Below are 22,791 nucleotides of genomic sequence, written 5' to 3' on the forward strand. Positions count from 1 at the left end.
GATACTCCGAAATCATTTGTTCAATTGCTAAGATTACCTCAATCTATGCGATTGAAACTCTGCTTTCGGTTTTCTCTGGGAGGAGCACAACAAAACCTGCGAGGGTTCACTTCATCCCCGACCTGAAGGACGGAGTATTCGTGACCCTCCGCGCTCCCAAAGTAATAAACATATAAACATATAAACCTGGAGATCTGGTATTCTTGAGTATAATTCATAAAATTGTTTTGACAATGTTAAGCTTATTTTTCATAGCCGCAGCAATGGGAACTGCAACGGCCGGAACCATAACTGTGGATGTTAACGGGGAAGCCGATTTCAGCTCGATACAGGAGGCCGTGTCCTCTGCGAGTGCCGGGGATACAATCCTTCTGATGCCCGGAACTTACAGGGAAAATGTGGACATTGATAGGCAGCTTACCATAAGTTCCAGCTCAGTTTTTCCGGCTGATACGATTATTGAGGCCGCAGACGCAGAAGACCATGTTTTTTACGTGAGTTCGGACGGAGTTAAAATAAGCGGTTTGGCTTTGAAAGGCGCAATGAATGAGGATGACCAGGTAGCCGGGATTTACCTTGACAGGGTCCGGGAATGTACACTCAGTAATAATATTCTATCCGATAATTATTATGGAATTGGGCTCAAGAATTCACGCAAAAATTATTTGCTGAACAATAACGTCACAGACAACAGATACGGTTTATATCTCTGTATATCCAGCAGCGAAAATGAGTTGGAAGGAAACAACATTTCAGAGAATTATTTTGGGATATATCTGGATAACGCCTGTAATAATAATATCCTGGTCAATAATACCGTGGACTCTAATAAAAAAGAAGGTATTTCTTTGATATCTTCACACAAGATTACCATAAAAAACAACATTATCAAATCAAACTTAGAATTTGGAATGCAGGTTGATGATTCCAGAGCCAGTTGCATCAGGGATAATTTGGTGGCCGGGAACAAAAATGGTATTTGTTTGATTCGCTCTTCTGAAAGTCTGGTAACGGAAAATTTGTTTGAGTCAAACAGCGGTTCAGGGCTTCATCTTGGCTGGAGGAGTCCCAACAATACTATAGAAGACAACAGTTTTTTGAAAAATGGAGAAGGTATCCTTCTAAACAATTTTGCTCGTTATAACAGGGTATTTGATAATATACTTCTGGAAAATGAAAAAGGGATTGACCTTTCAGGTCACAGTGATTACAATGAAATATCCGGCAACACTATTGTTTCGGCTTCCTGTGGACTTTATCTAAAAGAGTGCAAAGAGAACTTATTCACTCAAAATATAATAGCAGAGAGTAGTGAATGTGGAATCATGCTTATGGAAAGTTTTGACAATGTATTTCAAGACAATTATTTAGAAAACGAGAAAAATATAGATGAAGACGAGGCCAATATATGGAATGGCAGTAAAACCACATGCACAAACATTGCAGGCGGGCCTTTCCTGGGCGGTAACTGCTGGGCCACTCCTGATGGAGACGGCTTTTCTCAAACTGCGGAAGACCTTGACGGAGACGGGATATGTGATTCCGCATACGCTATAAATGATTATGACAGTGATAAATTTCCTCTTATGTATAAACCGGTAGAATACAACACAATTATTGGGGAAAAAATAATCGTACTTGAGGACACAGAGGAAGAGAATGAAGAAAGAAATGATACCGGTGAAAATCAGGAAAATGAGCCGGAAAAGGCCCCCTTAAGTCCTTTGCTTACACCTGCGGTTTTTCTGATAGCTCTTCTGGGCCTGACTAAAAGAAAGGATAAGTAAACTGCCCATAAATAAAGAGACTGTCCGACAATTCAATTTCAGAGCAAAAACAAAAATTTAAATTCTTACTAAAAGTAATTGTCGGACAATCTGTTTAATGTGGGGCAGTTCGCAAGTTTAGAAATCTTTATATCCTTTCTTTTTTCTTCATTAACTATGACGCTGCATGTCCCCCGCATTCTTCTTCCAGAGGCAAACTGGGAAAAGTGGGCCGTAATTGCCTGTGATCAGCATACACAGGATGAAGAATATTGGAAAAGGGTCGAAGAATTTGTTGGAAACACTCCTTCTACCTTGAATTTTATTTACCCGGAGATCTACCTCCCCCTTGATGAAGGAAGGGTAAAGAACATCCATGAAGCTATGAATAATTGTAAAGATGCTCTTATTGACCAGGGCCCCTGTTTTATTCTTGTGAAGCGGGCCGTTTCAGGTAGGGAAAGGACCGGCCTGGTTGTTTCCGTAGACCTTGAAGACTATGAATACGACGGGTCCGATTCCTTCATCCGGCCAACCGAGAGGACGATTAAGGAAAGACTTCCTGCAAGAGTAAAGATCAGGGAAGCTGCGGAAATAGAGCTTACCCACGTCCTTGTACTGTATGATGACCCGGCCTTTTCCGTCCTTCCGGAAAATCTCGAAAAACCGGCTGAGCTGGTTTACGATTTTGACCTTATGGAAGGCGGCGGACATGTTACAGGGTATAAGATAAGTGATGAAAAAACAATTGCGGAAATTATCAAAAAGGTCGAGGCCCTCGAAAACCTCTTTGTCGGAGACGGAAACCACAGCCTTGCCACGGCAAAGAATTTCTGGGAACATATTAAAGGGAGCGTGCCGGTCGACCACCCCGCAAGGTATGCCCTGGTCGAACTCGTAAACATCCATGATCCCGGTCTTATCTTTGAGCCTATCCACAGGGTTGTAAAAGGGATAGAGCCTGAGGAATTACTCAAAAAATTCAATGCAAGGATTGAGGAATCCCCCTCCGGCCATTCGGTCACATTCGTTACAAAAGACAAATGTGGCTCCCTTGTCTTCGATAAGCCCGAACATGATCTGGAGGTTGAAACCCTCGATGAGGTCATTGATGCTTATTCGGTCGAATATGAACATGACCCTGAAATGGTAGAAAAAATAGGAAAAGAGCAGGATAACATTGGTTTTTTCCTCCCCTCCTTAAATAAAAGTGGGTTCTTTTCTCTTATCAAAAAGAAGGGCGTTCTTCCAAAAAAGACATTTTCTCTTGGAGAAGAAAAAGAAAAAAGGTATTATATTGAAGCCAGAAGAATTGTTCAGTAACTAATATATCTATTTTGAATTGTCAACTACCCCCACCTAAAACCTTCGCCTAACGGCTCAGGTTTTTGATGAAAGGCAATGAACACGGATGACTTCAATCCGTGTTCATCTATGATTTATAAACCCCCCATCAGAGAAGCAAACGTGCCGCCTCAATCAGCTTCTGCATGGTCCCGGTTTCTGAATCTCCTTTTCCTTTCCAGCGTATGACGCCATTTTTGTCCAGCAGAAAAATATAGGCCAGATCCCTATCCTCCATATCAAGTAGTTCCTGATATCCGGAATAGTCCTCGTAAAGGGTCAGCACATAATTATGTTTTTCAGTAGGTATCCCGCCCCTCATTCCCGAATCTATGATAAGAGAAAGGAAATTCCAGTTCGGGCCCACCATTGGCACTTCGTACATCACAAAAGCCGGATTATCTCCGAATTCCTGCTCAAAGGGCTCAAGCCAGGAATCAAGCATATTCTGGGCACTGCGTTCAAAGGCGATGCCTATAAGGCTAACCTTTCCCTCCCCTGCATTAGGGAGGGTTACTGTATTACCTGCCAGGGATTTTGCCGTAAGTTCCGGGAATTTTGAACCGACAATGGTGGCCTTTTTCAGGCTCTTTGCCAATTTGGAAGCCGTGCGTTCCACGAGGCTCGATTCTTTAACGAAGTCAGCCCCTTTCTTGATTTCGGTTTCTGTTCTTATGATGGGTCCCCCGAGATTGGAATTATTAAACTTTTAGGATTATTTGTAAGGTCCCAATATATAAAAAGTATGAGAAAGGGAATCACTACCCCCACTCTACCTTCCCGCCGGTCTGTTAAAATTACATACCCATCATTTTAGTTTCGGGTAGTTGACGACCCAGTAATAGCATTTTCCGGCCGCTTTTTTATCAGAAATCCTGCCTTTGAGTTTTATAGGGCCTTTTTTACTTATATTTCCTTTAGCATCCTTTGGAAGTTCGAATTCCAGATCACTGATCCCGCAACCCGGGGGCACGTAATAGAGAAGGGTTATGTCCCCCAGGCCCGTGAACTCCGAGATGTCCCCCAGCATAAACTCAAAATCATTTGTTTTTTTGGGTTTCATGTCCATTTTTTTTACAGTCAGGTTGTATCCCCTGTCAAGGGCCGACTTTTTCATGAAATCGGACTGGAGGTCGTAGATAAAGCGGTGTTCCTTATCCACGGGGGAAAAATCAAAATCATGGCTGCATACTTTTTTCTGCCAGGCTGGGTTTTCCTGCATGGCGTCGATCAAAAGCTGCCCGTGCAGCAATTCGTGGTAAAGGAGGGCCTCGTTTTCAATTCGTCCGAACCCGTCCTTTTCATTTTGCCCCAGTTTTTCGGGATTCATCATCAAATAATTTGTAAAATTCAGGACCTTTACCCGTTTTTTTATCGTAATCCTGCAATTGTTCCAGGAATAAGCCCCGAGACTCTCATATCCCAGTTTCCGGGACTGGCTCCCGTCCCACCGGATCACCTGAGTCCTTATCCCTATACTGACTCTGTCCACCTTACTATCGGGAAAACAGGAACAGTTAATTTCTCTTATAAACGGCTCTCCCGACAGGCTTTTGAGCACATCCCCTATAGGATGGGGAAGTAAATTCCGGGCCGTGGAATCTATCAGTCTTTCAATTATTGCCAGGAACAGCTTTTTTTCTTCTTCGGTGGGTTCCTGGGGATCTAAGATTTCACCCGAGATAACAGAAAAAGGAAATTGAGAAGACAAATGAAGGCAGACCCCCAAATAGTTGTTAGTATCAACCGACCAGCGTTATCAATAACAAATAATATAGTATATTAAATATAATGAGTTTAGGATATAAATATAATGAAACAAAGTTTCTGAGGCAAGAATTATATAACTTAACTAACAATTATAAAGGTAATATATTGGCAAATAATATATAGATACATTCTAAAAATTTCTCTTTTTGGTGGTAACAATGAAAAATTCCCTCCTGGATTTGCTTTTTCTCTCTGAAAAAAGAAAAAATATCCTTTTACTCCTTAAAGAGGGAGGCCCCAAAAGCGTTGAAACTCTCAGGCAAGACCTTGATGAAAGTGCAACCTCAATCCAGCCTCAGCTCAAGAAACTCAGGGAAAAACATCTGGTGATCCGGGAAGATAACCTTTACAGGCTTTCTGAGATTGGAAAAGTCATAGTTGAAAAGCTTCCCCCCCTCTTAAACACCCTGCAGGTCTTTGAAGAAAACGGAGATTACTGGGCAAGCAGAAACCTGGAATCAATTCCTCATTCTTTTTTGCAACAGATAGGAGAACTTGGAAAATTCAGAATATCCGAACCTGACAGATGCAACCTTTTTAAGCTCATTCCGGAATGTACTTCCTCTCTGGATAGTTCAAAAGAAATTAAAGCCTTTATTTCTTATTTTCATCCCCTTTTGCCCCCCCATTTCCTGAGAAACGCCCGGGAAGGCAGGATAATCACGCTTATAGTGAATGAAATGTTTATGGAAAGAGCGGTGTGTGACTTCAGGTCTGAAACAGAAGAGTTCCTCGGGTTTGATAATACGAAAATGTACCTCTGCAAAGAACCCGGGGCGCTTCCTTCCGTTTTGGCCACTAACTTTTTTGCAGCAATCGCTTTTTTCCCTAAAGAAGGAATGTTTGACCGCAACTATGTGATGAGTTTCGATAAGAGTGCAATCTTCTGGACGGAAGACCTTTTCGAACACTTCAGAGGTATTTCCGAAGAAATTACAGAACTCTCCTAACTTTCAAAAAAAAATAATACTTCGTGGTGAAAATATAACTTCCTGTTTTATTTTGGGAATTGCTTCATACTCATACATGTTGTGTTTTTGTGTGAGGGGTGTTTGGTGTGTGTGCATTCAAACCACGGAACACACGGAAGACACGGAAAAAGACGGCAGGAAGATGACAAGTACGGTTGCTCTGGCGTTTTTTTGTCCGCTTGAGCTCGCAAAGCGAGCGAAACGGACCTCGTGCTGTTGCACTTGCAGTGCAACTCCCAGTAAATCTTCGATTTACTGTGATCCCGAAGCGAAACTCGGGTAGCGAAACTCGGGTAGCGAAACTCGGGGAAGACGGTAATTACGGTTTTTCCGGCATTTTTTAGTCTCTTTAAAGAATCCAGGGTATTTTTTGAATCCTATTGCATAAAGATCCAACTTATTCACCGGCCGCAGGCCGGTTGTCAGGTAAGTTGGGAGGATTGCTCCTCCTTTCTCCCCTAAGAACCGTACGTGAAAGTCTCCCTTCATACGGCTCAAGCGTTTTCAAACCCTTTCTGTATCGGGCATCAGTTATTTATCCATAACTGATTTTGTGATTTCGGATAACAGCCCCTTAACATTGCTGTCTGTAAGCCTCTCACCGGTTGGTGTCTTTGAGTATCTTACATTAGTGAGTTTGTTTCCGTTTTCACAAGAAAACACCTTCAGTAAGTTTGCATCCTTTCGGATAAAGGCAAAGTTTGAACCTCTATTCAATCCATTACAGATTGACATTCGCTTTATACTGATTCCTTTACCCTCTATGTCATCGTACATCCTTACGGATTTCCTACCCATTAAGGGAACATATAGGGCTTACCAAGTTCTATATCCTAAATAATTATGGATTCCTTAGGAGCCATCTATAAGCCGAGAACCGTTTGTCCATTCCCTGTAGCGTCACGGAAGCCACCACAGTCTGATTCCGTACCTTTTGGTTCAAGCGCAGTCCATTTTCGCTTGTCGGAAATCACGACTCTTACAATGATTCACATTACATTCTCCATAGAATCCTTACCCTAGCAAATATTCCAAATTGGACTTTCAGAGGTCTTCACATTGTCCCAAGAGCTTTGCACCCCGCCATTACTAGCGACGCACATCCTGGTAGGGTTACCCCGAATGGAGTGGATAGCGTTTCTGCAATTTAAGATATAACTTCTTGTCGCACTCCGTGTATTTCCGTGGTTAAGGAATGGTAAACAAAAATACTTGAAATAATATTTGACTCATTCCTTAAATCTGATTTTTCCTCGAATTTTTCAGGAGGAAGAGCGAAGCCCGTTTATGATTTCTTCCAGGAGCTGGAAAGTCCCTGCAATACCCAGGTATGTCTTCGGCACAAAGTGCAGGTAGCCCTCCGTGGGTAGAGCTATCTCAATACCTGTTTTGCAGTGGCCCGTTTCTTTTAAAAGCCCGATAGTATAACCATCGTCAAAAGCAATGTCCGCCATCTCAAGAGCAGGGTCTTGCCCCCAGGCCCCGGAAAAACCTTTTTCCTCCAAAAAAGCCTGCAGTGCGTTCTCTGATACAGAGTCGCCTCCGGGCAGGGTTTTCACCGCAAGCGGGACCATCCCCAGATAAGAATAGAGGAAGCAGGTAAGCGGATAGGCAAAAGAACTTTCGGCCATGATGGAAAAGCTTGCCCCTCCGGGAAGCCCGGTAAAAGAATGAAAGCGTGCAAGTTTCCGGTAACTCTGCTTTCTTCCCTTCCGGATCGCCTCAAGGGCGGGGGTGGGGTCAATATCAAGGGTTTTTGCAATTTCCCGGATAAACGCTTCAGTCGCCTCAAACCCCACAGGAGCTCCCAGTGGAGAAAGGGCCATGGGAATCCCGAAGCGTTCCGAATACCAGTCCGCTATTTTTGTCCCGTACTCCGGGAAAAGCACGACATTGCAGGCAGCTCCGCTTGATTCCCTGATATCCTCAAGGGCCGTGTCCGCAAAAAGCACGGCTCCGACTTCCAGGCCCAGAAGGGAAAGCAGCCTTTCAAGCTCCTCCACCGTTCCCTTCGGATGTTTATGGAGCAGGGAAAGCCCCAGGATATTTACCCGGTTTTTCCTGCGAGGAAGAGGCCGGAGCTCCAGTTTTTCAAGAAGGGCCAGGCCCGCTTTTTCAAAACCTTGTGAGGCTGGCAGGGAAAAACCCGTGTTTTCAAGTGCAAGGCAGCGTTTGCCAAATCCTGTCTTTTCCAGGATGCGCTGCAGGTCGTCTCCAATCAGGCTTGCTCCGGGGGAGTTTATCACCGCAAGCAACCCCTTTTCTTTTGCCGCCACGGCTAAAAGGGCCCTTTCAAGTTTTTCCAGAGAACCTTCGATATAGTCCTCCCCGTCCAGATAGGTACAGGGCACTCTCGGCTGCCCGAAGTAAAACTCTCCCTGAAAAGCCAGAGGGTCATGAGAAACGGTTCTTGGAAACTGCCTGTCTGAGAGGAAACTGTGGTAGAGTTTGCAGCCGGTAGGGCCGTTCAGGAGCACAGCCGCGTCTCTTATTCCCTCAAATGTAAGAATCGCCCCCGTAAGGGCATCGGGTGAAAAAATCATCAGTAATCCTCTCCGTCAAATTTCCAGCCTTCCGCAACCGGCAGCCGCAGGAGAGTACTCCAGCGTTTTGCAAGCTCGATTCCGCTCAGGAAACCTACTTTCGGGGAAAAGGGCAGGGTGTCACAGTGCACGCCTTCGGTCGGGATGAGGGGCGCGTAGCCCGAGAGGACCAGATCCGGTTTAAGGGCTTTTATGTCTCTGATCCGCTTTTCGTCCGTATAATTTTCTTTGAGTTTCCCTGCCAGGTTGGAGAGGCCGGCCAGGCCAAGCAGATCCACCACTTCCCGCTTCCCGAAAGCTGACGGCGGAACCCCTACTTTCACGATTTCCATCCCAAGGTCCCGGATCGTGTCCAGGACCCAGCCGAGGTTCTGTCCGTAGCTTACGAGCAGGACACGTTTTCCTGCAAGAAGCGGCCTGTATTTCTCAATTTCAGCCCTGTACTTTTCGGTCTCTTCTTTCAGAAGAGTCAGAGCTTCAGCCCCGTTCAGACGTTTTCCGAGGGCCTTTAGCCAGTGCTCACTTTCCCGGAACCCCACCGGGAAAGGAAGGTCAAAAAACTCAAACCCGAATTTTTCGGAGAGGTAGGCCTGCACTCTCCAGGTATCGGAATCGGTATTTGCAGGGAGGGTGAGCTCTGCCTTCTTAAATGAACGTAGTCCTTCCAGGCTGTTTCCGTTCAGGAACCGACTGTTAACCCTGTACCCGAGTTTATTGAGCAGCTCCTCAATCGTGCGAAAGTTTTCTCCGTCCACCGGGGAAAAGCTTCTTTCCCCGATTATATTCACCAGCCTCTTTTCCGCTTTGATGGACTGGTCGATCAGCTCCGCAAGGGCCCTGCAACCTTCGAAAAATCCGGCTGAAAAGTCTCCGGCCTGAACCCCATCCACAGGAAGCGGGATTATGAGAGCTCCGGGGTTGCGGGTCTCCATTTCAAAAGCCGCCTGTCTTATGTCGTCCCCTATGATTCCTGCCGGACAGCTGCTCACTATGAAGATGGTGTTTCGGCCGCCTGCGAGGGCTTCTTCTATTTTTGCTTTTAGTTTCCCGAGTCCCCCGAAAATGAGGTCCTCTTCTTCCATGTCCGTTGAGAGGAGACAGGGAAGGTTTCCCGCGTTGGAATCTCCAGAGTCCCCACGCCTCAAAAAAGAGGAGGCAAGAGCATCCGAACTTATGTGAGCACAGCTTCTCGGCCCATGCATGATTGTTGCAGCGTCTCTCATCTGAAAGGTCGCACATACGGCCCCGGAAAAGGCACAGCCGTAAAGGGGGGATCTTTTGAAAGGTTCGGAAGCCCTCGTCTCCGGTTTTGCGGGAGTGGATCCAACCTTTAGAAACTTTCCAGCCAGCTTTTTTGTACATTTTTCCGGTCCCGGATTTTCTTCTTTCAGGCTTTCTCCCAATTTCCCCATATTTCCGGCAGGCCTTTTATTATTTCCTCCAGCTGGTTTCCTTCCGGAGCTGAAGTGTTCCGCAGGGCCCCGGTTTTTTACTCCAAGTACTAGGGTTTCAAGTTCCAGATCCTCAAGGGGCTTTGCGTGATGGAGCAGGCCCCGGTTTTTTTCAATTTTTTCCACATAGGAGGCAAGCTTCCTGAAAATCTCAGAAATTTCGGATTCAGGGACCAGCTCAGCCAGGGTCATTCCCGCTTTTTCGGCTTCCGCAAATTCTTCCCTCCTGGGAATAGAGGCAACGATTGGAAGCCCCACGGCTTCTGCAAAAACAGCCACACTTTCAACCTCATTGGAAAGCCCTCTCTTGTTCAGGATGATACCCGCAACTCTCGGCTCAACGTCCTCGAAGTTGGAAATTCCCCTCAAAATATTGTTTGCCGCATAGAGGGCCATGTATTCCCCGGAAGTCACGAGAAAAACAACATCTGCATACTCTTTTCTTAGGGGAACCGCAAAACCCCCGCAGACCACGTCCCCCAGGACATCGTAGAGGATAACGTCAAATGGAATTTTTCTGATCCCGAGCCTGGCAAGGGCCTCAAACCCGCTCAAAATCCCCCGGCCAGCACAGCCTATCCCTGGCTTTGGCCCACCGGTTTCCACACAGACCGTACCCCCGTAACCTTTGAAGAGCAGAGCTTCAAGTTCCTGGGCTTCGGGAGGAGTCCTCCGGATATAATCGAGCACGGTGGGAATGCTTTTTCCACCCATAAGCAGACGGGTGGAATCGTGTTTAGGGTCGCAGCCGATCTGAAGGACCTTTTTCCCGGCTCCCGCAAGAGCCGCCGAAAGGTTTGCGGAAACCGTGGACTTGCCGATTCCTCCTTTTCCGTAGAGAGCAATCTGGATCATGGCTTTTCCCTCCGGGCCTTCGGGAAATTTCGAGAATAAATGTAGAAATAGAGAACGGGTGAGTTGTCATTCATTGTTTTTACCTTCGGTAAACAGGATTATGGAGATATGAACAGAAACAAGGGATAAAAAATAATTGGATATATCTCTGACCCATGGGCATTTTTCTGACCGGGCATAGACGAAAAGAAATTAGAAAATTATGACAATTATATTTCAACCATGTGAGCAAAAATTAGCAGAAAGGGACGGAAAAAACTTCCAAAAACAACTTTTTCTTCTGCCCATCCCCTCTAAAAAATAATTCAAGGATTTCTTACCTTCGGAGGATCATCGTCCGAAGGCGGTCGGCTGAACTTGCGGACTTGTCGGCAATATTTCCTACCTTTTCAACAAGGCCTATAAGATAGCAGGTCCCGGCTCCGCTGATCAGGTCCTCATTATCAAAGATCCTTTTCAAAAGAGCGGTTTCAAGCACGTCCACATCGTGTTCCAGTTTTTCGACTTCCGGGGCCAGAGCCAGGGTTTCCTTTATTTCTTCCTTGCTAAAGGAGGTGGCAAGCAGTTTATATAATTCGTCCACAAGCCTATCATACATCCTTACGGTTTCAAGGACTGCTGCCATAAGTTCCAAAAAACCTTCTTTTATTTCATCGGGAAGGTTTTTGCAGGACCTGAGAGTCAACCAGTAGGCTGAGGTCTGGGCGTAATCCGCGATGGAGTCCTGCTGCTTTAAAAAGGAAAGGAGGTCCTTTTTATCAACGGGTAATTTTATTGAAGAGGGAATACCTGCCCTGATTTTCTGTTTTATAATATCGGCCTCATGCTCCAGTTTATCAATCTCGGCGGTCCTTTCCGCCAGAAGTTCGGTGTCTTCCGCAAAGTAGGCTTCCATGGCCTCACTGAGTTTTTCAACTGCAAGTACCCCTTTTTTAGCGTGGGCTTCCAGAAAGAGAAAGGGGGATTCTGCGACCACGTCAAAAATTGAACGGATATAATCTTTCATAAAATCGCCTCGAGCCCCATAAAGATCAATGCCGACGTGAGGGCAGCTATTGGGACTGTTGCTAGCCAGGAAGAAACAATTTTCCAGATCACGCCCAGGTCAACGGCAGCAATTCCACCCGCCAGCCCGACTCCTATGACCGAACCCACAAGGGTATGGGTCGTGGAAATCGGAAGGGAACTGTAACTATGGAGGAGCACCACCGTGGCGGTTGCAAACTGAGCGGCAAACCCTCTTGTGGGGGTGAGTTCCGTGATCTTCGAGCCGATGGTTTCGATCACCTTGTATCCCCAGGTCGCAAGCCCAATGACCATTCCGATCCCACCAATTATAAGTATCCAGATAGGAATTTCGGAGTTGATCAGTCCCAGGGCTTTAAGGCCGGCTGCAAGAGGGCCTACGGCGTTTGCAACGTCATTGGACCCGTGAGCAAATGCAATATAACATGCAGTTATGACCTGTAACGATATGAATTTTTTCTCTATCTGCGGGAGATCCTTTGCACTGTGTAAAAACAACCTCCGGATCAGGGAAAAAATCAGGTAGGCCAGAAACGCCCCTAGCAAAGGAGAAATAAACCAGCTTGCCACGATTTTTGCAAGTACCCACCAGTGGATGTCTGAAAAAGCGATCGTGCCGTTAAGCACGGTAACCAGCCCGAAGCCGAGTACCGAGCCTACAATGGAATGACTGGTTGATACCGGAAGGTTATAGAGGGTCGCAAGCGTGATCCAGAAACTTGCGGCGAGAATCGCGGCAAGCATTCCAAGCACCACGATGTTCGGGTGGATACTGCTTATCATATCTATGGGAACGATGCCTTTGGCAATCGTTGAGGTGACCCTTTTCCCAAAACAGACCGCGCCTAAAAATTCGAAAATTGCGGCGATAATAATTACCTGCCTGATAGACAGGGCTCCGGTTCCCACTGAGGTCCCCATGGCGTTTGCAAGGTCGTTGGCCCCAATGTTCCAGGCCATGTAAAGGCCAGCAAGAATAAGGGCTATAACAAGTAAATCCATCTTTTTCTTTGCTCCAGAATTTTTGATCGACAAAATTTGTAGTGTCGTTTATATCTCAACGATCTTTGCAAATAATTTTAAATAAGTTTTTAATATATTATTGTTTTTAAGTCATTTCTTTATACTTTAGATTCATTATAAACCCCTTCAGATTTTCATTATATTTTATACTTTTTGTAGGGGTCGGCGGGCTTGATCTAATATATATGCCTATATACTAACATGAAGTAAAAGGCAAATTCTGGTAGTATATAGTTGAGCCAGCTATCTATAGACAATTTCCCAAATCATAAGATATTTCTTAAGAACAGCTAGACGATTTCTCATAAATGGACGGAACAAAATCAAAAATATGACATGTTATTGTGCCGTGAGTTTCTACACCAGATACCGGAAACCGGTTTCCGGCTGTGGTTTGCACTGATTGTGAGCAATAATAATTGGTAAGCTGCCCCAAGATAATTAAAATAAAATGATATAAGTTGTGGGTCAATTCTGACTAAAAAAAGTCGTATTGAAGCTCGGAAACCTCAATGGAAGCTTTCCATGAACTTACCCGCACACTAAGGAACGATTCAAATATAATCTCAAATATTTTCGTTTACCATTCATTAACCACGGAACACACGGAAGGACACGGAAACCGGCCTTTGGCCGGTGAGTAAGTTGGACTTTATATAATTAGATTCAAAAACACTCCCGTTTGAATTCACACACCAAAATATAGGGCAATTCCCAAACTGAATATATGAAGTTATTTTTCATCCATTCCTAAGGAACGATTCGTTGCTTGTAGAAAATCGGGTAGTTTCGACATCAAAAACAAAGAGGGGAAAAGGATCTCAATTAATAAAAAATACTTCAAAGTATTACAGAGGACAGATGGTTATGAATATTCGACAGAGAAGTGCGGCATTCCTCCCGGCGCTAAAGCAACCGGGCTCCCTGCCTGAATTTTTGTGGTTTCTTTGACAATCTGGATTTTCTGTCTGGACTTCTTTTAACCACAGAAAACACGGAAACCGGCCTGATGGCCGGGGAGTAAGTGGGGTTTAAAATATTAGAGTGTTTTAAAACACTCTCGATTTTCTTTGTACAGAAAGAAATCTTGCTATTTTTTCAGACCTCGAGCCTCATTAAGTCCTCCGCGATAATTATTTCCCCATCAAAGTAAGCTTCGAGGTAGGTGGCAGCTTCGTTTTCGTGCCCTTGCATTGCGGGGTAGAAATGAGTGAGGCAGAGGGTTCCTATATCTTCTCTATAATCCACAAGCAGTTCGGCAAGGGCGTCCGGGGTTGTGTGGATGTCAGCGTTGCCTCCAAGCGGATAAGAGCATTCATGGACAAGCAGGTCAGTCCCTGCGGCCAGATCGAGGACGTTTCGGGAGGGAGCCGTGTCCCCGGAAATTGCGATGTCGCCGTCCGCGCAGTTCAGGCGATAGGCGAGAGATCGGATGCTGTGATCCGCTTTTCCGGCCAGGACTTCACATTCGAAGCCTGCGGGCGTGAATTCTTCTCCGGGGGATATTTCCCGGATATCAACCTCAAGTTTATCCATAAAGTAGCCATAGGAATCCTCCTGTGCGGCAAACCATTCCTCTGTCCCCCGTGGCCCGTAGATGCGCGCCCAGGTTTTCCCCGCGAGCCAGTTCGCCTTCAGAAGCCCGAGGACATCGGATACGTGGTCAAGGTGCAGGTGTGAAAGCACGATGGTATCCACAGCCGTATGCTCGAATCCGGCCTCATGTATCCGGTTCAGTACCCCGCATCCACAATCAAAAAGGAGGGGACGGCCCTCTACTTCAGCAATTATACCTGATTGTACACGGTTCTTCTGGGGAAGCGCCACTCCGGTGCCAAGAAATGTTATTTCCATAATCTTAGAATAAACTTTAAATAATTTAACTCTATTTAAGGAATGCTCGCTTAATATAATTTTATACGAAAACATATACAAGTTTTTTTCAGAGAGCGAGGGTTGCCCAGCCAGGCCAAAGGCGTTGGACTTAAGATCCAATATCGAAGGATTTCGTGGGTTCGAATCCCACCCCTCGCACTAAACTTTTTTATAATATATAGGTACCCTTGAATGACTATTTTCAAAAAATTCCAAGGTGGGTTCCTTCTTCCTGATCGATAAGATAATCTCTAATAATGGAAATACATCAATCATTAACTCCGCGTCCTGTTTTTTTGTGGTGGGGAAAATGGATATGGAGTCAATCGTATTTTACAGAATTTTTGCTACACGGCTAGATTACGGACTACAGTTAAGTAAATTTGATTTAAGAACAAAGTACAGAAATCAAACATCTATATTCGAGGTTCAAAAAGAGGCTAAATAGAATGGGACAGGATAACTTATAACAAAAGTTACTTTCATGATCCACATATCCAGGAGACAAGTATGAGGAATAAAGTGCCACATCCAATACCATATCAGGGAAGCAAAAGAAACATTGCAAAACATATCCTATCATTATTCCCGGAGCAAATAGATACACTGGTTGAACCTTTTGCAGGTTCTGCAGCAATTTCAATTGCTGCTGCATATTATAATTATGCAGACAAATTTCATCTAAATGATATAAACAAACCTCTGGCCTTGTTGTTGGAACAAATTATCAATGAACCGGAAGATATTGTAGAAAAGTACGAAGAGATGTGGAAGGAACAAAACGGGAAAGAAAAAGAGTATTATAATTATATTCGAGAAGAATTCAATAACGATGGAAGTCCTGGACATTTACTTTTTTTGTTAGCTAGATGTGTTAAAGGGGCTATAAGGTACAACACAAAAGGAAAATTCAACCAGAGTCCGGATAATAGAAGAAAAGGAAAAATACCTGAAAATATGGGTAAAGAAATATTTGCCTTCTCAAAATTGCTAAAAGGGAAAACAATTGTTACATCCTGCGATTATAAAGATGTATTAAAGAAAGTAACGCAAACAGACCTGGTATACATGGATCCCCCCTATCAAGGAGTCTGCAACTCCAGAGATACAAGATATTACAATAGTATTGATTTCGACAAGTTTATGGTTGAAATTGGTAAACTGGTGGGACAGGGAGATACCATTTATATTAGTTATGATGGGAAAAGAGGGGATACTGAGTACGGTAAAAAACTACCAGAAGAATTAAATTTAAGACACACCCTAATAAATGCAGGTAGGTCTACTCAATCTACTCTTTTAGGAGAAAAAGACATCACATACGAATCGATATATCTTTCTCCAATATTAGAAGGATCTTTAAAAGAAAACGCTGAAATAAAATTTAAAGGTTTAAAAGATGGTCAAATCACCCAAACTACATTTTCTGCATATAATTGAAAATCATCCTGTCCAATGATACTAACTTTTTTGATGGTATAGGTTTTAAAAAAAATATAATTAGTTTATACTGTTTTGGCAGCATCAATTTTTAAGTAACTTTTTAATATAAAGATAACTTTTTTAAAACTCTATATATTATCTGAATATGATGAATGCCAATATTTTTCTAGGGTGTGACAATGAAAACGGATGACATTCCAGAACATGTTAAGGTTTATTTTGAATCCGTAAAAAACAAACGAGCAAAAGTAGTGATAAATAAAATATTGGAAAATGGATGCAGGTTATGATCATGCTCCAAGAGCCGCAAGAGACGTTAGAGAATTGGGTATTCCTCTTGAAACGTTTCAGGTAAAAAATAGTGAAGGAAAGTATATTGCAGGTTACAAATTCGGAGATTTATCCAATATAAACGCGTCAAAATCCAGAGGAAGAACAACATTCTCCAAAAAATCCAAAGAAGAATTATACGACCTTTGTGAAGAAAAATGCCAGATATGCAATCAAAACTTTGAGATAAGATATCTTCAAGTCGATCATAAAATTCCTTATGAACTAGGTGGGGACACTTATGAAGAAATAAGAAATGTGAAAGATTACTTACTGCTTTGCGGGTCCTGCAATAGAGCAAAGTCCTGGTCCTGTGAACATTGCGAAAATTGGTTGTACCAGAAAAAACCTGATTTATGTTTATCATGTTACTGGGGAAATCCCTCAGAATATACCCACATTGAAATGAATGATTTTCGGAGAGTTGGCATCTCTTGGGAAGGAAAAGAAACCAGGGTTTTTGAGATTTTATCAAATGAGGCAAAAGAAAATGGTAAAACGGCATCAGAACTTATAAAGAATATTTTATCCCAATATACTACAGGGATAATAAACAAACGAGAGTCAACTACCCCTCCCTAAAATATTTGTTCCGATTGTTCAAAACGACGAATCGGTTTGCTTCCTTTGCTCATAAGTCCCCGTATTCATTAATCACAGCTCTCATCAGGCAGGCCTCCTTGTGAACTACCCCCAATTCACTTTATGCCGACCCGTGCAGATAAAACGCCTTTTGAACATTCAAAAAATATGTCAGGGTACTGCAGTCATTAAGGAATGGGTCAAATATAATATCAAGTATTTTTGTTTACCATTTATTTACCACGGAATACACAGAAACCGGCCTTCGGCCGGTGAGTAAGTTGGATCTTTATGCAATAGGATTCAAAAAAGACCCTGGATTCTTTAAAGATGACTAAAAAATGCCGGAAAAACCATAATTGCCGTCTTAAGGCCTTTCTTTTTCCGTGTATTCCGTGTGTTCCGTGGTTTGAATACACACACCAAACACCCCTCACACAAAAACACAACATGTATGAGTATGAAGCAACTCCCAAAATAAAACCTGAAGTTATGTTTTCACCATTCCTAAACAAATGTTATTTAGTTAGGTAATTTTGCTACCTGACTACAGTTGTAATTAAGTTAAATAGGTAGCACAGGCATTTTCTGATTCCCAGGCTGTGACACGGGTGAACTACCCCATGCTAAAGAAGTTGTCCGACAATAATTACCGGTAATAACTGAATTACATCTTTTTCGATTTTAAGGCTTTAAATGCCTTATTTAATTGTCGGACAGCCTGTGAAGGTCAGGGTATTTGTGACTCTCTTCACTCCCGAAGTAATAAAACCATCTCATCATTCTATTATGACAAACCTTTCGTTGGATTCCAGTATCTCAAGAGGATGAGAGAACATCACATCATGGAAAATAATTTTGCCGTTGCCTTTATTGACTGCAACAAACTTGAACTGACTAGTTCCCCCGCTTCCGACACGGATAGGTTTATCGGGTATATATCCTGACTCCACAAAATAAACACAATCTGGCATCTCTGAAAGTAAACAGCTGAAGCCAGTCGTAGGATTCGATGGTATTGAAATATCGATTATATCTCCAACTTTTGCATTAATTGGTGGCAATAACTCTACTTTTTGCATTCATTGACCCCTCCTTTATATATATTACTCACTTGGTATATAGTATTGCAAGAAACATATATCCTACATTCGGCAACAACCACATTTTAACATATAGCTATTTTTAAGTACAATGTTACTGTGATGAATCTGAAAATCGGGAGGGGGAGTTGACCCCATGCTTGATAGAGTTTGATCATTGCGCCTGGCTTTTTGAGGCCTGTGCTAAAAACAGTTTTAAAATAATTTATAATAACTATTCTATTTTTTAAAAAAAAGAAGATAAAGGGCCTTAAAAATTTAAGGTTCTGCTGTCTGTTTTAGATTGCGGGTTAGACATGAAACTTTGTTTCCCCTGCTTTTGAGTTCTCGTTCTGGGAGTAGAGCCAGAACGGGATGTAGAGGAAAAGTACCACAAAACCGACTATGGTTGAGGTCCAGCCGACTTCAAGGCTGTTCAGGTAGACCACCCCTATAAGACAGAGAAGGATTAATAATATATAATCCATTGAATTGGAGAGTCTTACCCTCCAGGTTACATATTAATTTTGGAAAGAAACGAAACTTATTTATAGTAAATTCATTTTATTTATATTCTCTTCTTTTACGATAGCGCAACGTATTTATAACTACATTTATAAAAATAAGCAAGTAACAATGAGCTCCACATTATGTGATACTCTCTGGCTTTCTGAAAAAAGAAAAAACCTTCTTCTCCTGCTGATGGAAGGGCCAAGAGATATTGATCAGATAAAAACTTCCCTCAACGTGACCTCCAAAGCCATGATGCCCCAGGTTAAGATCCTGAAAAAACAGGAGTTAATCATCCAGCAGAACAACGGGGTGTACGAACTGTCGGAAATTGGCAGGCTGATAGTGGAAAACATGCTTCCCCTTATCAATACCATGGACGTCATTGAGGAAAACCGGAAATACTGGACAGGCCGGGACCTGAGTGTTATTCCTGAGGCTCTTTTTAAAAGACTCGGGGAAATCGGGCAGTTCATGTTGATCGAACCCGACATGAACCACCTCTTCGACCTCCCCAGAGAATTCACGGAAAACCTGAAAAAATCCGGGCACATCCTGACTATCATCAGTTATTACCACCCCCTTTATCCGGCCCTCTATGCAGAACTTGCAAAAAGCGGGGTGAAAATGTCCATGGTGCTCACAGAATCCGTATTTGAGAGGATGAATTCCGACTGCAAGCCCGAATTAAAGGTCATCCTGGATGCGGAAAACGTCGAAGTCGAAATATGTGGAGAAAACAACCGCCTGCCAACCATCGCGGTTACGGACCGCTTCATGTACCTCTGCCTTTTTGATAAACAGGGAAAATACGACCACCGAACACTGATGAGTTTTGATTCTACTGCTCTTCTGTGGGCCGAAGAACTTTTCGACCATTACAGGACCGGGACTCGGAAAGTTATTGATGCCTGAGAGCTGCAACGAATAATATAATATCAAGTATTTTTGCTACCCGAGTTCCTTTTCGGGATCACAGTAAATCGAAGATTTACTGGGAGTTGCACTGCAAGTGCAACAGCACGGGGTCCGTTTCGCTCGCTGCGCGAGCTCAAGCAGACTACAAACATTATTTTTAGAAGTGTACTAATAAAATGTCATCTTCCTGCATTATTTTTCCGTGTGTTCCATGCCCGAGTTCCGCTTCGGGAGCACGGGTCTGTTTCACTCGTTTCACTCGCTCAAGCAGACTAAAATATTTTCCGTGTGTTCCATGCCCGAGTTCCGCTTCGGGAGCACGGGTCTGTTTCACTCGTTTCACTCGCTCAAGCAGACCAAAATATTTTCCGTGTGTTCCATGCCCGAGTTCCGCTTCGGGAGCACGGGTCTGTTTCACTCGTTTCACTCGCTCAAGCAGACCAAAATATTTTCCGTGTGTTCCATGCCCGAGTTCCGCTTCGGGAGCACGGGTCTGTTTCACTCGTTTCACTCGCTCAAGCAGACCAAAATATTTTCCGTGTGTTCCGTGGTTTGAATGCACACACCAAACGTCTCCAACAACAAAAAAACAACCTGTGTGAGTGTAAAGCAATTCCATAAATAAAATCTGAAGTTATATTCTAAACATTCCTAAGTTTCAGCCAGGCATCGAATAAATCAGGGAGAGGGCATGAGGTTCAAGGACGTACCACTTCGCTTAAAACTAATTTTCTTCATTGTGCTCGGGGTCTTCGTGGTCCTGGCAGTCTCAACAGGCGTTATCATTAACACGGTAAGCTCTCAGGAAAAGGAACTGGCCTACGAGCAGTCCGTCGAGATGGCCAGCAACTACGCAAACCAGTTTGACACCGACATGAAAGCCAACCAGGCAATCGCAAAGACCATTGCCAGCACAATGGCAAGTTACGAATCCTCGGACCGGAAAGAAGTTATCAGGATACTGGAGAGTCTGCTGCAAGAAAACCCCCAGCTTGTAGGGATCTATGTTGGCTACGAACCCGATGCTTTTGACGGAAAAGATGCCGAGTATGCCGAAACCCTTTATCATGACTCCACAGGCAGATTTATCCCTTACTGCAATGTAATCGACGGGTCTATGATCGTTAAACCCCTCGTGGAGTATGAAGTTTCTGACTATTACCAGCTCCCAAAAACCCTGGGGAAAGATGTCCTGACAGAACCTTATTTTTACGAAGGGACCTTCATGCTTAGCCACGTTTCCCCCATCCTGAAGGACGGGAAATTCGTGGGAATCGGGGGCGTGGACGTCCAGCTCAAATACGTTGATGAAGAGGTAAGCAGTGTCCGGACTTTTGATAGCGGTTATGCATTTATTGTGAGCAATACGGGAATTTTCCTCTCCCACCCGACACACAAGGACTGGATTGGAAAAAAAAATCTCTACGACCTTGAGAACGAAGAAATCAGTAAAGCAGCCGAAAATATAAATAAGGGGATCAATGGCCACCTTGAGACCATTGACCCAACAACCGGAAAAACCGTTGTGATGTTTTACGAACCCGTAAGGACAGGCAACTTTGCCTTTGTGCTGGTGGTCCCGAAGGAGGAAATGTTTGCCGGGATTACAGCTCTTCAGAAGAAACTGCTGATTATCTCGGCAATTTCCATTCTTTTTATGGCAGCTCTTGCCTTTATGATAGCACGGACCATTACCCGGCCCATCGACGAAATCGTTAAAGGTTTCAGGAGCATTGCAAACGACGCCGTTAAAGGAAAACTTGACATCCGGGCCGATACCGACGTCGAGGTTGATTTTCGGGAAATTCCAACAGGCCTGAATGAGATTCTTGATGCCGTTATTGTTCCTATCAGAGAAGCTATCCGAGTAACCGGCGCCCTGGCCTGGGGGGAACTTGAAGCCCGCGTTGAGGTGGATGTGGAAGGAGAATTCCGGGAACTGGTAGATTCCCTGGACAGGCTTTCCGAGACCCTTAACGCGATAATAGACGACTCGAACAGCGTCCTTAAAGCCTTTCGGCAAAATGATTTTGAACTACAAATCCAGATCCACGGACAGGGGGCGTTTCGGGTCCTCACAAACGGTATTGAGGATACCCGCCGGGCCCTTGGCATAGTTACAGCTCAGAGAAAAGAAGCGGAAAAGGCGCTTTTAAAATATGCCCTGGAACTTGAAAATTCCAATGAAAAGCTAAAGGAAATGGAAAGTGTTATCAATAACAGCCCTGTGGTGGTTTTCCTCTGGAAATACAAAAACCTGTGGCCTACCGACTTTGTTTCCGGAAATATCAGTCGTTTCGGTTACAGTGTGGAAGACTTTATTTCAGGCCGGGTTCTCTATGGGGACATCGTCCACCCCGATGACCTTGAGAAGGTACAGTCCGAACTTACCCGAAACGTGGAAAACGGGAGCAAAGACTATACCTCGGCATACAGGGTCCTGACCCGGGAAGGAGAAGTCCGCTGGGTGGATGAGAGGACTTTTATACAGAGAAACCGGCTGGGAGATATCCATCTTCAGGGGATCATTCTTGATATCACCGAGCACAAAAAGGCTGAAATGGCCCTGATGCAAATGGAGGCCATCCGGAAAAAGGAGATTCACCACAGGATTAAGAATAACCTGCAGGTAATTTCCACGTTGCTTTACCTGGAGTCCGGAAACTTCAAGGAAGAAAAAGTGATTGAGGCTTTCAGAGACAGCCAGAACAGGGTGAAGTCCATGGCCCTGGTCCACGAAAAGCTTTATCAATCCGAAGATATGGTAAGCGTGGATTTTGCTGATTACCTCCAGACTCTTGTGGATCACCTGGGCCGGTCCTATACATTCGGAGGAAAAAATATCCGCCTGGAGCTTAATGTGGAGAGGGTTTTTCTGGGCATGGATACGGCGGTCCCACTTGGTATTATTATAAATGAACTGGTTTCCAACGCCCTGAAACATGCTTTTTCGGACAGGGTAAACGGAGAAATCTCCATCTGTCTCCGTAAAGAAGAAAAAGAAAAGGAAGAAAAAGAAGGAGATGGAGAAAAAAAGGAAGAAAGAAAAGGAGAAGGAAAAGAAAAAGTCGGAGGCTGTAAAAAGGAAGCTGATGATTGCTTTATGCTTGTTGTCAGGGACAACGGGACGGGATTTCCGGAAGACCTTGATTTCCGGGATACGGATTCCCTGGGCCTTCAGCTTGTTGTCACCCTTGTGGACCAGATCGATGGAAGTATTGAACTTGATACGAGCAAAGGAACTGAGTTCAGGATCCGGTTTCAAGAGTTAAAGTATAATTTAAAAGTATAACCGGGGAGAT

General features: G+C 44.0%; 19 protein-coding genes and 1 tRNA gene. 8 read left to right on the forward strand and 12 right to left on the reverse strand.

Annotation, left to right across the window (positions count from 1 at the left end; genetic code table 11):
• Positions 1-233: 233 nt before the first annotated feature.
• Both ACZ5QV_RS15140 and ACZ5QV_RS15145 read left to right on the forward strand, forming a co-directional pair.
• Positions 234-1,787 carry a right-handed parallel beta-helix repeat-containing protein gene (locus ACZ5QV_RS15140; RefSeq protein WP_464600586.1) on the forward strand — a complete coding sequence of 518 codons (1,554 nt, stop codon included), beginning with the start codon at positions 234-236 and terminating at the stop codon, positions 1,785-1,787.
• 156 nt (positions 1,788-1,943) lie between these two features.
• Positions 1,944-3,089 (forward strand): DUF1015 domain-containing protein, encoded by a 1,146-nt coding sequence (locus tag ACZ5QV_RS15145; RefSeq protein WP_464600587.1) that lies wholly within the window; start codon positions 1,944-1,946, stop codon positions 3,087-3,089.
• Positions 3,090-3,219: 130 nt separating this feature from the next.
• Here ACZ5QV_RS15145 and ACZ5QV_RS15150 read toward each other — a convergent pair whose 3' ends face one another.
• Both ACZ5QV_RS15150 and ACZ5QV_RS15155 read right to left on the reverse strand, forming a co-directional pair.
• Complete coding sequence (locus ACZ5QV_RS15150) at positions 3,220-3,708, reverse strand: hypothetical protein (protein WP_464600588.1); 489 nt, start codon at positions 3,706-3,708, stop codon at positions 3,220-3,222.
• A 210-nt stretch (positions 3,709-3,918) separates the two neighbouring features.
• Positions 3,919-4,821, reverse strand: coding sequence for a hypothetical protein (locus ACZ5QV_RS15155; protein WP_464600589.1), 903 nt, complete (start codon positions 4,819-4,821; stop codon positions 3,919-3,921).
• A gap of 217 nt (positions 4,822-5,038) precedes the next feature.
• Between ACZ5QV_RS15155 and ACZ5QV_RS15160 the strand changes: the two genes are divergently transcribed.
• Positions 5,039-5,830: a helix-turn-helix transcriptional regulator gene (locus tag ACZ5QV_RS15160; protein WP_464600590.1), complete on the forward strand. Its 792-nt coding sequence runs from the start codon at positions 5,039-5,041 to the stop codon at positions 5,828-5,830.
• A 117-nt stretch (positions 5,831-5,947) separates the two neighbouring features.
• Here the strand turns inward: ACZ5QV_RS15160 and ACZ5QV_RS15165 are convergent, their stop codons facing one another.
• The 7 genes from ACZ5QV_RS15165 to ACZ5QV_RS15195 form a co-directional block, all read right to left on the reverse strand.
• Positions 5,948-6,073 carry a hypothetical protein gene (locus tag ACZ5QV_RS15165; protein WP_464600591.1) on the reverse strand — a complete coding sequence of 42 codons (126 nt, stop codon included), beginning with the start codon at positions 6,071-6,073 and terminating at the stop codon, positions 5,948-5,950.
• Positions 6,074-6,382: 309 nt separating this feature from the next.
• Positions 6,383-6,628, reverse strand: coding sequence for a hypothetical protein (locus tag ACZ5QV_RS15170; protein ID WP_464600228.1), 246 nt, complete (start codon positions 6,626-6,628; stop codon positions 6,383-6,385).
• Positions 6,629-7,113: 485 nt separating this feature from the next.
• Positions 7,114-8,394: a nitrogenase component 1 gene (locus tag ACZ5QV_RS15175; protein ID WP_464600592.1), complete on the reverse strand. Its 1,281-nt coding sequence runs from the start codon at positions 8,392-8,394 to the stop codon at positions 7,114-7,116.
• Positions 8,394-10,700, reverse strand: coding sequence for a nitrogenase component 1 (locus ACZ5QV_RS15180; protein WP_464600593.1), 2,307 nt, complete (start codon positions 10,698-10,700; stop codon positions 8,394-8,396). The genes ACZ5QV_RS15175 and ACZ5QV_RS15180 overlap by 1 nt, the downstream gene beginning before the upstream one ends.
• A gap of 316 nt (positions 10,701-11,016) precedes the next feature.
• Positions 11,017-11,706, reverse strand: a complete 690-nt coding sequence (locus tag ACZ5QV_RS15185; RefSeq protein WP_464600594.1) for a TIGR00153 family protein — start codon at positions 11,704-11,706, stop codon at positions 11,017-11,019.
• A complete protein-coding gene (locus tag ACZ5QV_RS15190; protein WP_464600595.1) occupies positions 11,703-12,728 on the reverse strand; it encodes an inorganic phosphate transporter in 1,026 nt (341 codons plus the stop codon). Before ACZ5QV_RS15190 ends, ACZ5QV_RS15185 begins: the two co-directional genes overlap by 4 nt.
• Positions 12,729-13,847: 1,119 nt before the next feature.
• Complete coding sequence (locus ACZ5QV_RS15195) at positions 13,848-14,603, reverse strand: MBL fold metallo-hydrolase (RefSeq protein ID WP_464600596.1); 756 nt, start codon at positions 14,601-14,603, stop codon at positions 13,848-13,850.
• 95 nt (positions 14,604-14,698) lie between these two features.
• Here ACZ5QV_RS15195 and ACZ5QV_RS15200 point away from each other — a divergent pair.
• From ACZ5QV_RS15200 to ACZ5QV_RS15210, 3 genes are all read left to right on the forward strand, one after another.
• A tRNA-Leu gene (locus ACZ5QV_RS15200) sits at positions 14,699-14,783 on the forward strand.
• A 363-nt stretch (positions 14,784-15,146) separates the two neighbouring features.
• On the forward strand, positions 15,147-16,064 hold the full coding sequence (locus ACZ5QV_RS15205; protein ID WP_464600597.1) for a Dam family site-specific DNA-(adenine-N6)-methyltransferase: 918 nt from the start codon (positions 15,147-15,149) through the stop codon (positions 16,062-16,064).
• A gap of 276 nt (positions 16,065-16,340) precedes the next feature.
• Positions 16,341-16,979 (forward strand): HNH endonuclease, encoded by a 639-nt coding sequence (locus tag ACZ5QV_RS15210; RefSeq protein ID WP_464600598.1) that lies wholly within the window; start codon positions 16,341-16,343, stop codon positions 16,977-16,979.
• 779 nt (positions 16,980-17,758) lie between these two features.
• Here the strand turns inward: ACZ5QV_RS15210 and ACZ5QV_RS15215 are convergent.
• Both ACZ5QV_RS15215 and ACZ5QV_RS15220 read right to left on the reverse strand, forming a co-directional pair.
• The gene (locus ACZ5QV_RS15215; RefSeq protein ID WP_464600599.1) at positions 17,759-18,061 is read right to left on the reverse strand and encodes a protease inhibitor I42 family protein; all 303 of its coding nucleotides are present in this window, start codon (positions 18,059-18,061) and stop codon (positions 17,759-17,761) included.
• Between the two features lie 311 nt (positions 18,062-18,372).
• Complete coding sequence (locus ACZ5QV_RS15220; protein WP_464600600.1) at positions 18,373-18,549, reverse strand: hypothetical protein; 177 nt, start codon at positions 18,547-18,549, stop codon at positions 18,373-18,375.
• Positions 18,550-18,697: 148 nt separating this feature from the next.
• Here ACZ5QV_RS15220 and ACZ5QV_RS15225 point away from each other — a divergent pair, with 148 nt between their 5' ends.
• Positions 18,698-19,486 carry a helix-turn-helix transcriptional regulator gene (locus ACZ5QV_RS15225; protein WP_464600601.1) on the forward strand — a complete coding sequence of 263 codons (789 nt, stop codon included), beginning with the start codon at positions 18,698-18,700 and terminating at the stop codon, positions 19,484-19,486.
• A gap of 160 nt (positions 19,487-19,646) precedes the next feature.
• On the opposite strand, the gene ACZ5QV_RS15230 is transcribed toward ACZ5QV_RS15225, so the two are convergent.
• On the reverse strand, positions 19,647-19,991 hold the full coding sequence (locus tag ACZ5QV_RS15230; protein WP_464600602.1) for a hypothetical protein: 345 nt from the start codon (positions 19,989-19,991) through the stop codon (positions 19,647-19,649).
• 189 nt (positions 19,992-20,180) lie between these two features.
• Between ACZ5QV_RS15230 and ACZ5QV_RS15235 the strand changes: the two genes are divergently transcribed.
• Positions 20,181-22,781 (forward strand): histidine kinase dimerization/phosphoacceptor domain -containing protein, encoded by a 2,601-nt coding sequence (locus tag ACZ5QV_RS15235; protein ID WP_464600603.1) that lies wholly within the window; start codon positions 20,181-20,183, stop codon positions 22,779-22,781.
• Positions 22,782-22,791 lie beyond the last annotated feature (10 nt).

Source organism: Methanosarcina baltica (assembly GCF_055394095.1).

Bases quoted from the DNA above. Each gene is read 5' to 3' on its own strand.
- ACZ5QV_RS15220 (WP_464600600.1), bottom strand. From the start codon at position 18,549: ATGGATTATATATTATTAATCCTTCTCTGTCTTATAGGGGTGGTCTAC.
- ACZ5QV_RS15160 (WP_464600590.1), top strand. From the start codon at position 5,039: ATGAAAAATTCCCTCCTGGATTTGCTTTTTCTCTCTGAAAAAAGAAAA.
- ACZ5QV_RS15185 (WP_464600594.1), bottom strand. From the start codon at position 11,706: ATGAAAGATTATATCCGTTCAATTTTTGACGTGGTCGCAGAATCCCCC.
- ACZ5QV_RS15195 (WP_464600596.1), bottom strand. From the start codon at position 14,603: ATGGAAATAACATTTCTTGGCACCGGAGTGGCGCTTCCCCAGAAGAAC.
- ACZ5QV_RS15145 (WP_464600587.1), top strand. From the start codon at position 1,944: ATGACGCTGCATGTCCCCCGCATTCTTCTTCCAGAGGCAAACTGGGAA.
- ACZ5QV_RS15190 (WP_464600595.1), bottom strand. From the start codon at position 12,728: ATGGATTTACTTGTTATAGCCCTTATTCTTGCTGGCCTTTACATGGCC.
- ACZ5QV_RS15180 (WP_464600593.1), bottom strand. From the start codon at position 10,700: ATGATCCAGATTGCTCTCTACGGAAAAGGAGGAATCGGCAAGTCCACG.
- ACZ5QV_RS15210 (WP_464600598.1), top strand. From the start codon at position 16,341: ATGGATGCAGGTTATGATCATGCTCCAAGAGCCGCAAGAGACGTTAGA.
- ACZ5QV_RS15175 (WP_464600592.1), bottom strand. From the start codon at position 8,394: ATGATTTTTTCACCCGATGCCCTTACGGGGGCGATTCTTACATTTGAG.
- ACZ5QV_RS15225 (WP_464600601.1), top strand. From the start codon at position 18,698: ATGAGCTCCACATTATGTGATACTCTCTGGCTTTCTGAAAAAAGAAAA.
- ACZ5QV_RS15140 (WP_464600586.1), top strand. From the start codon at position 234: ATGTTAAGCTTATTTTTCATAGCCGCAGCAATGGGAACTGCAACGGCC.
- ACZ5QV_RS15235 (WP_464600603.1), top strand. From the start codon at position 20,181: ATGAGGTTCAAGGACGTACCACTTCGCTTAAAACTAATTTTCTTCATT.
- ACZ5QV_RS15215 (WP_464600599.1), bottom strand. From the start codon at position 18,061: ATGCAAAAAGTAGAGTTATTGCCACCAATTAATGCAAAAGTTGGAGAT.
- ACZ5QV_RS15170 (WP_464600228.1), bottom strand. From the start codon at position 6,628: ATGTACGATGACATAGAGGGTAAAGGAATCAGTATAAAGCGAATGTCA.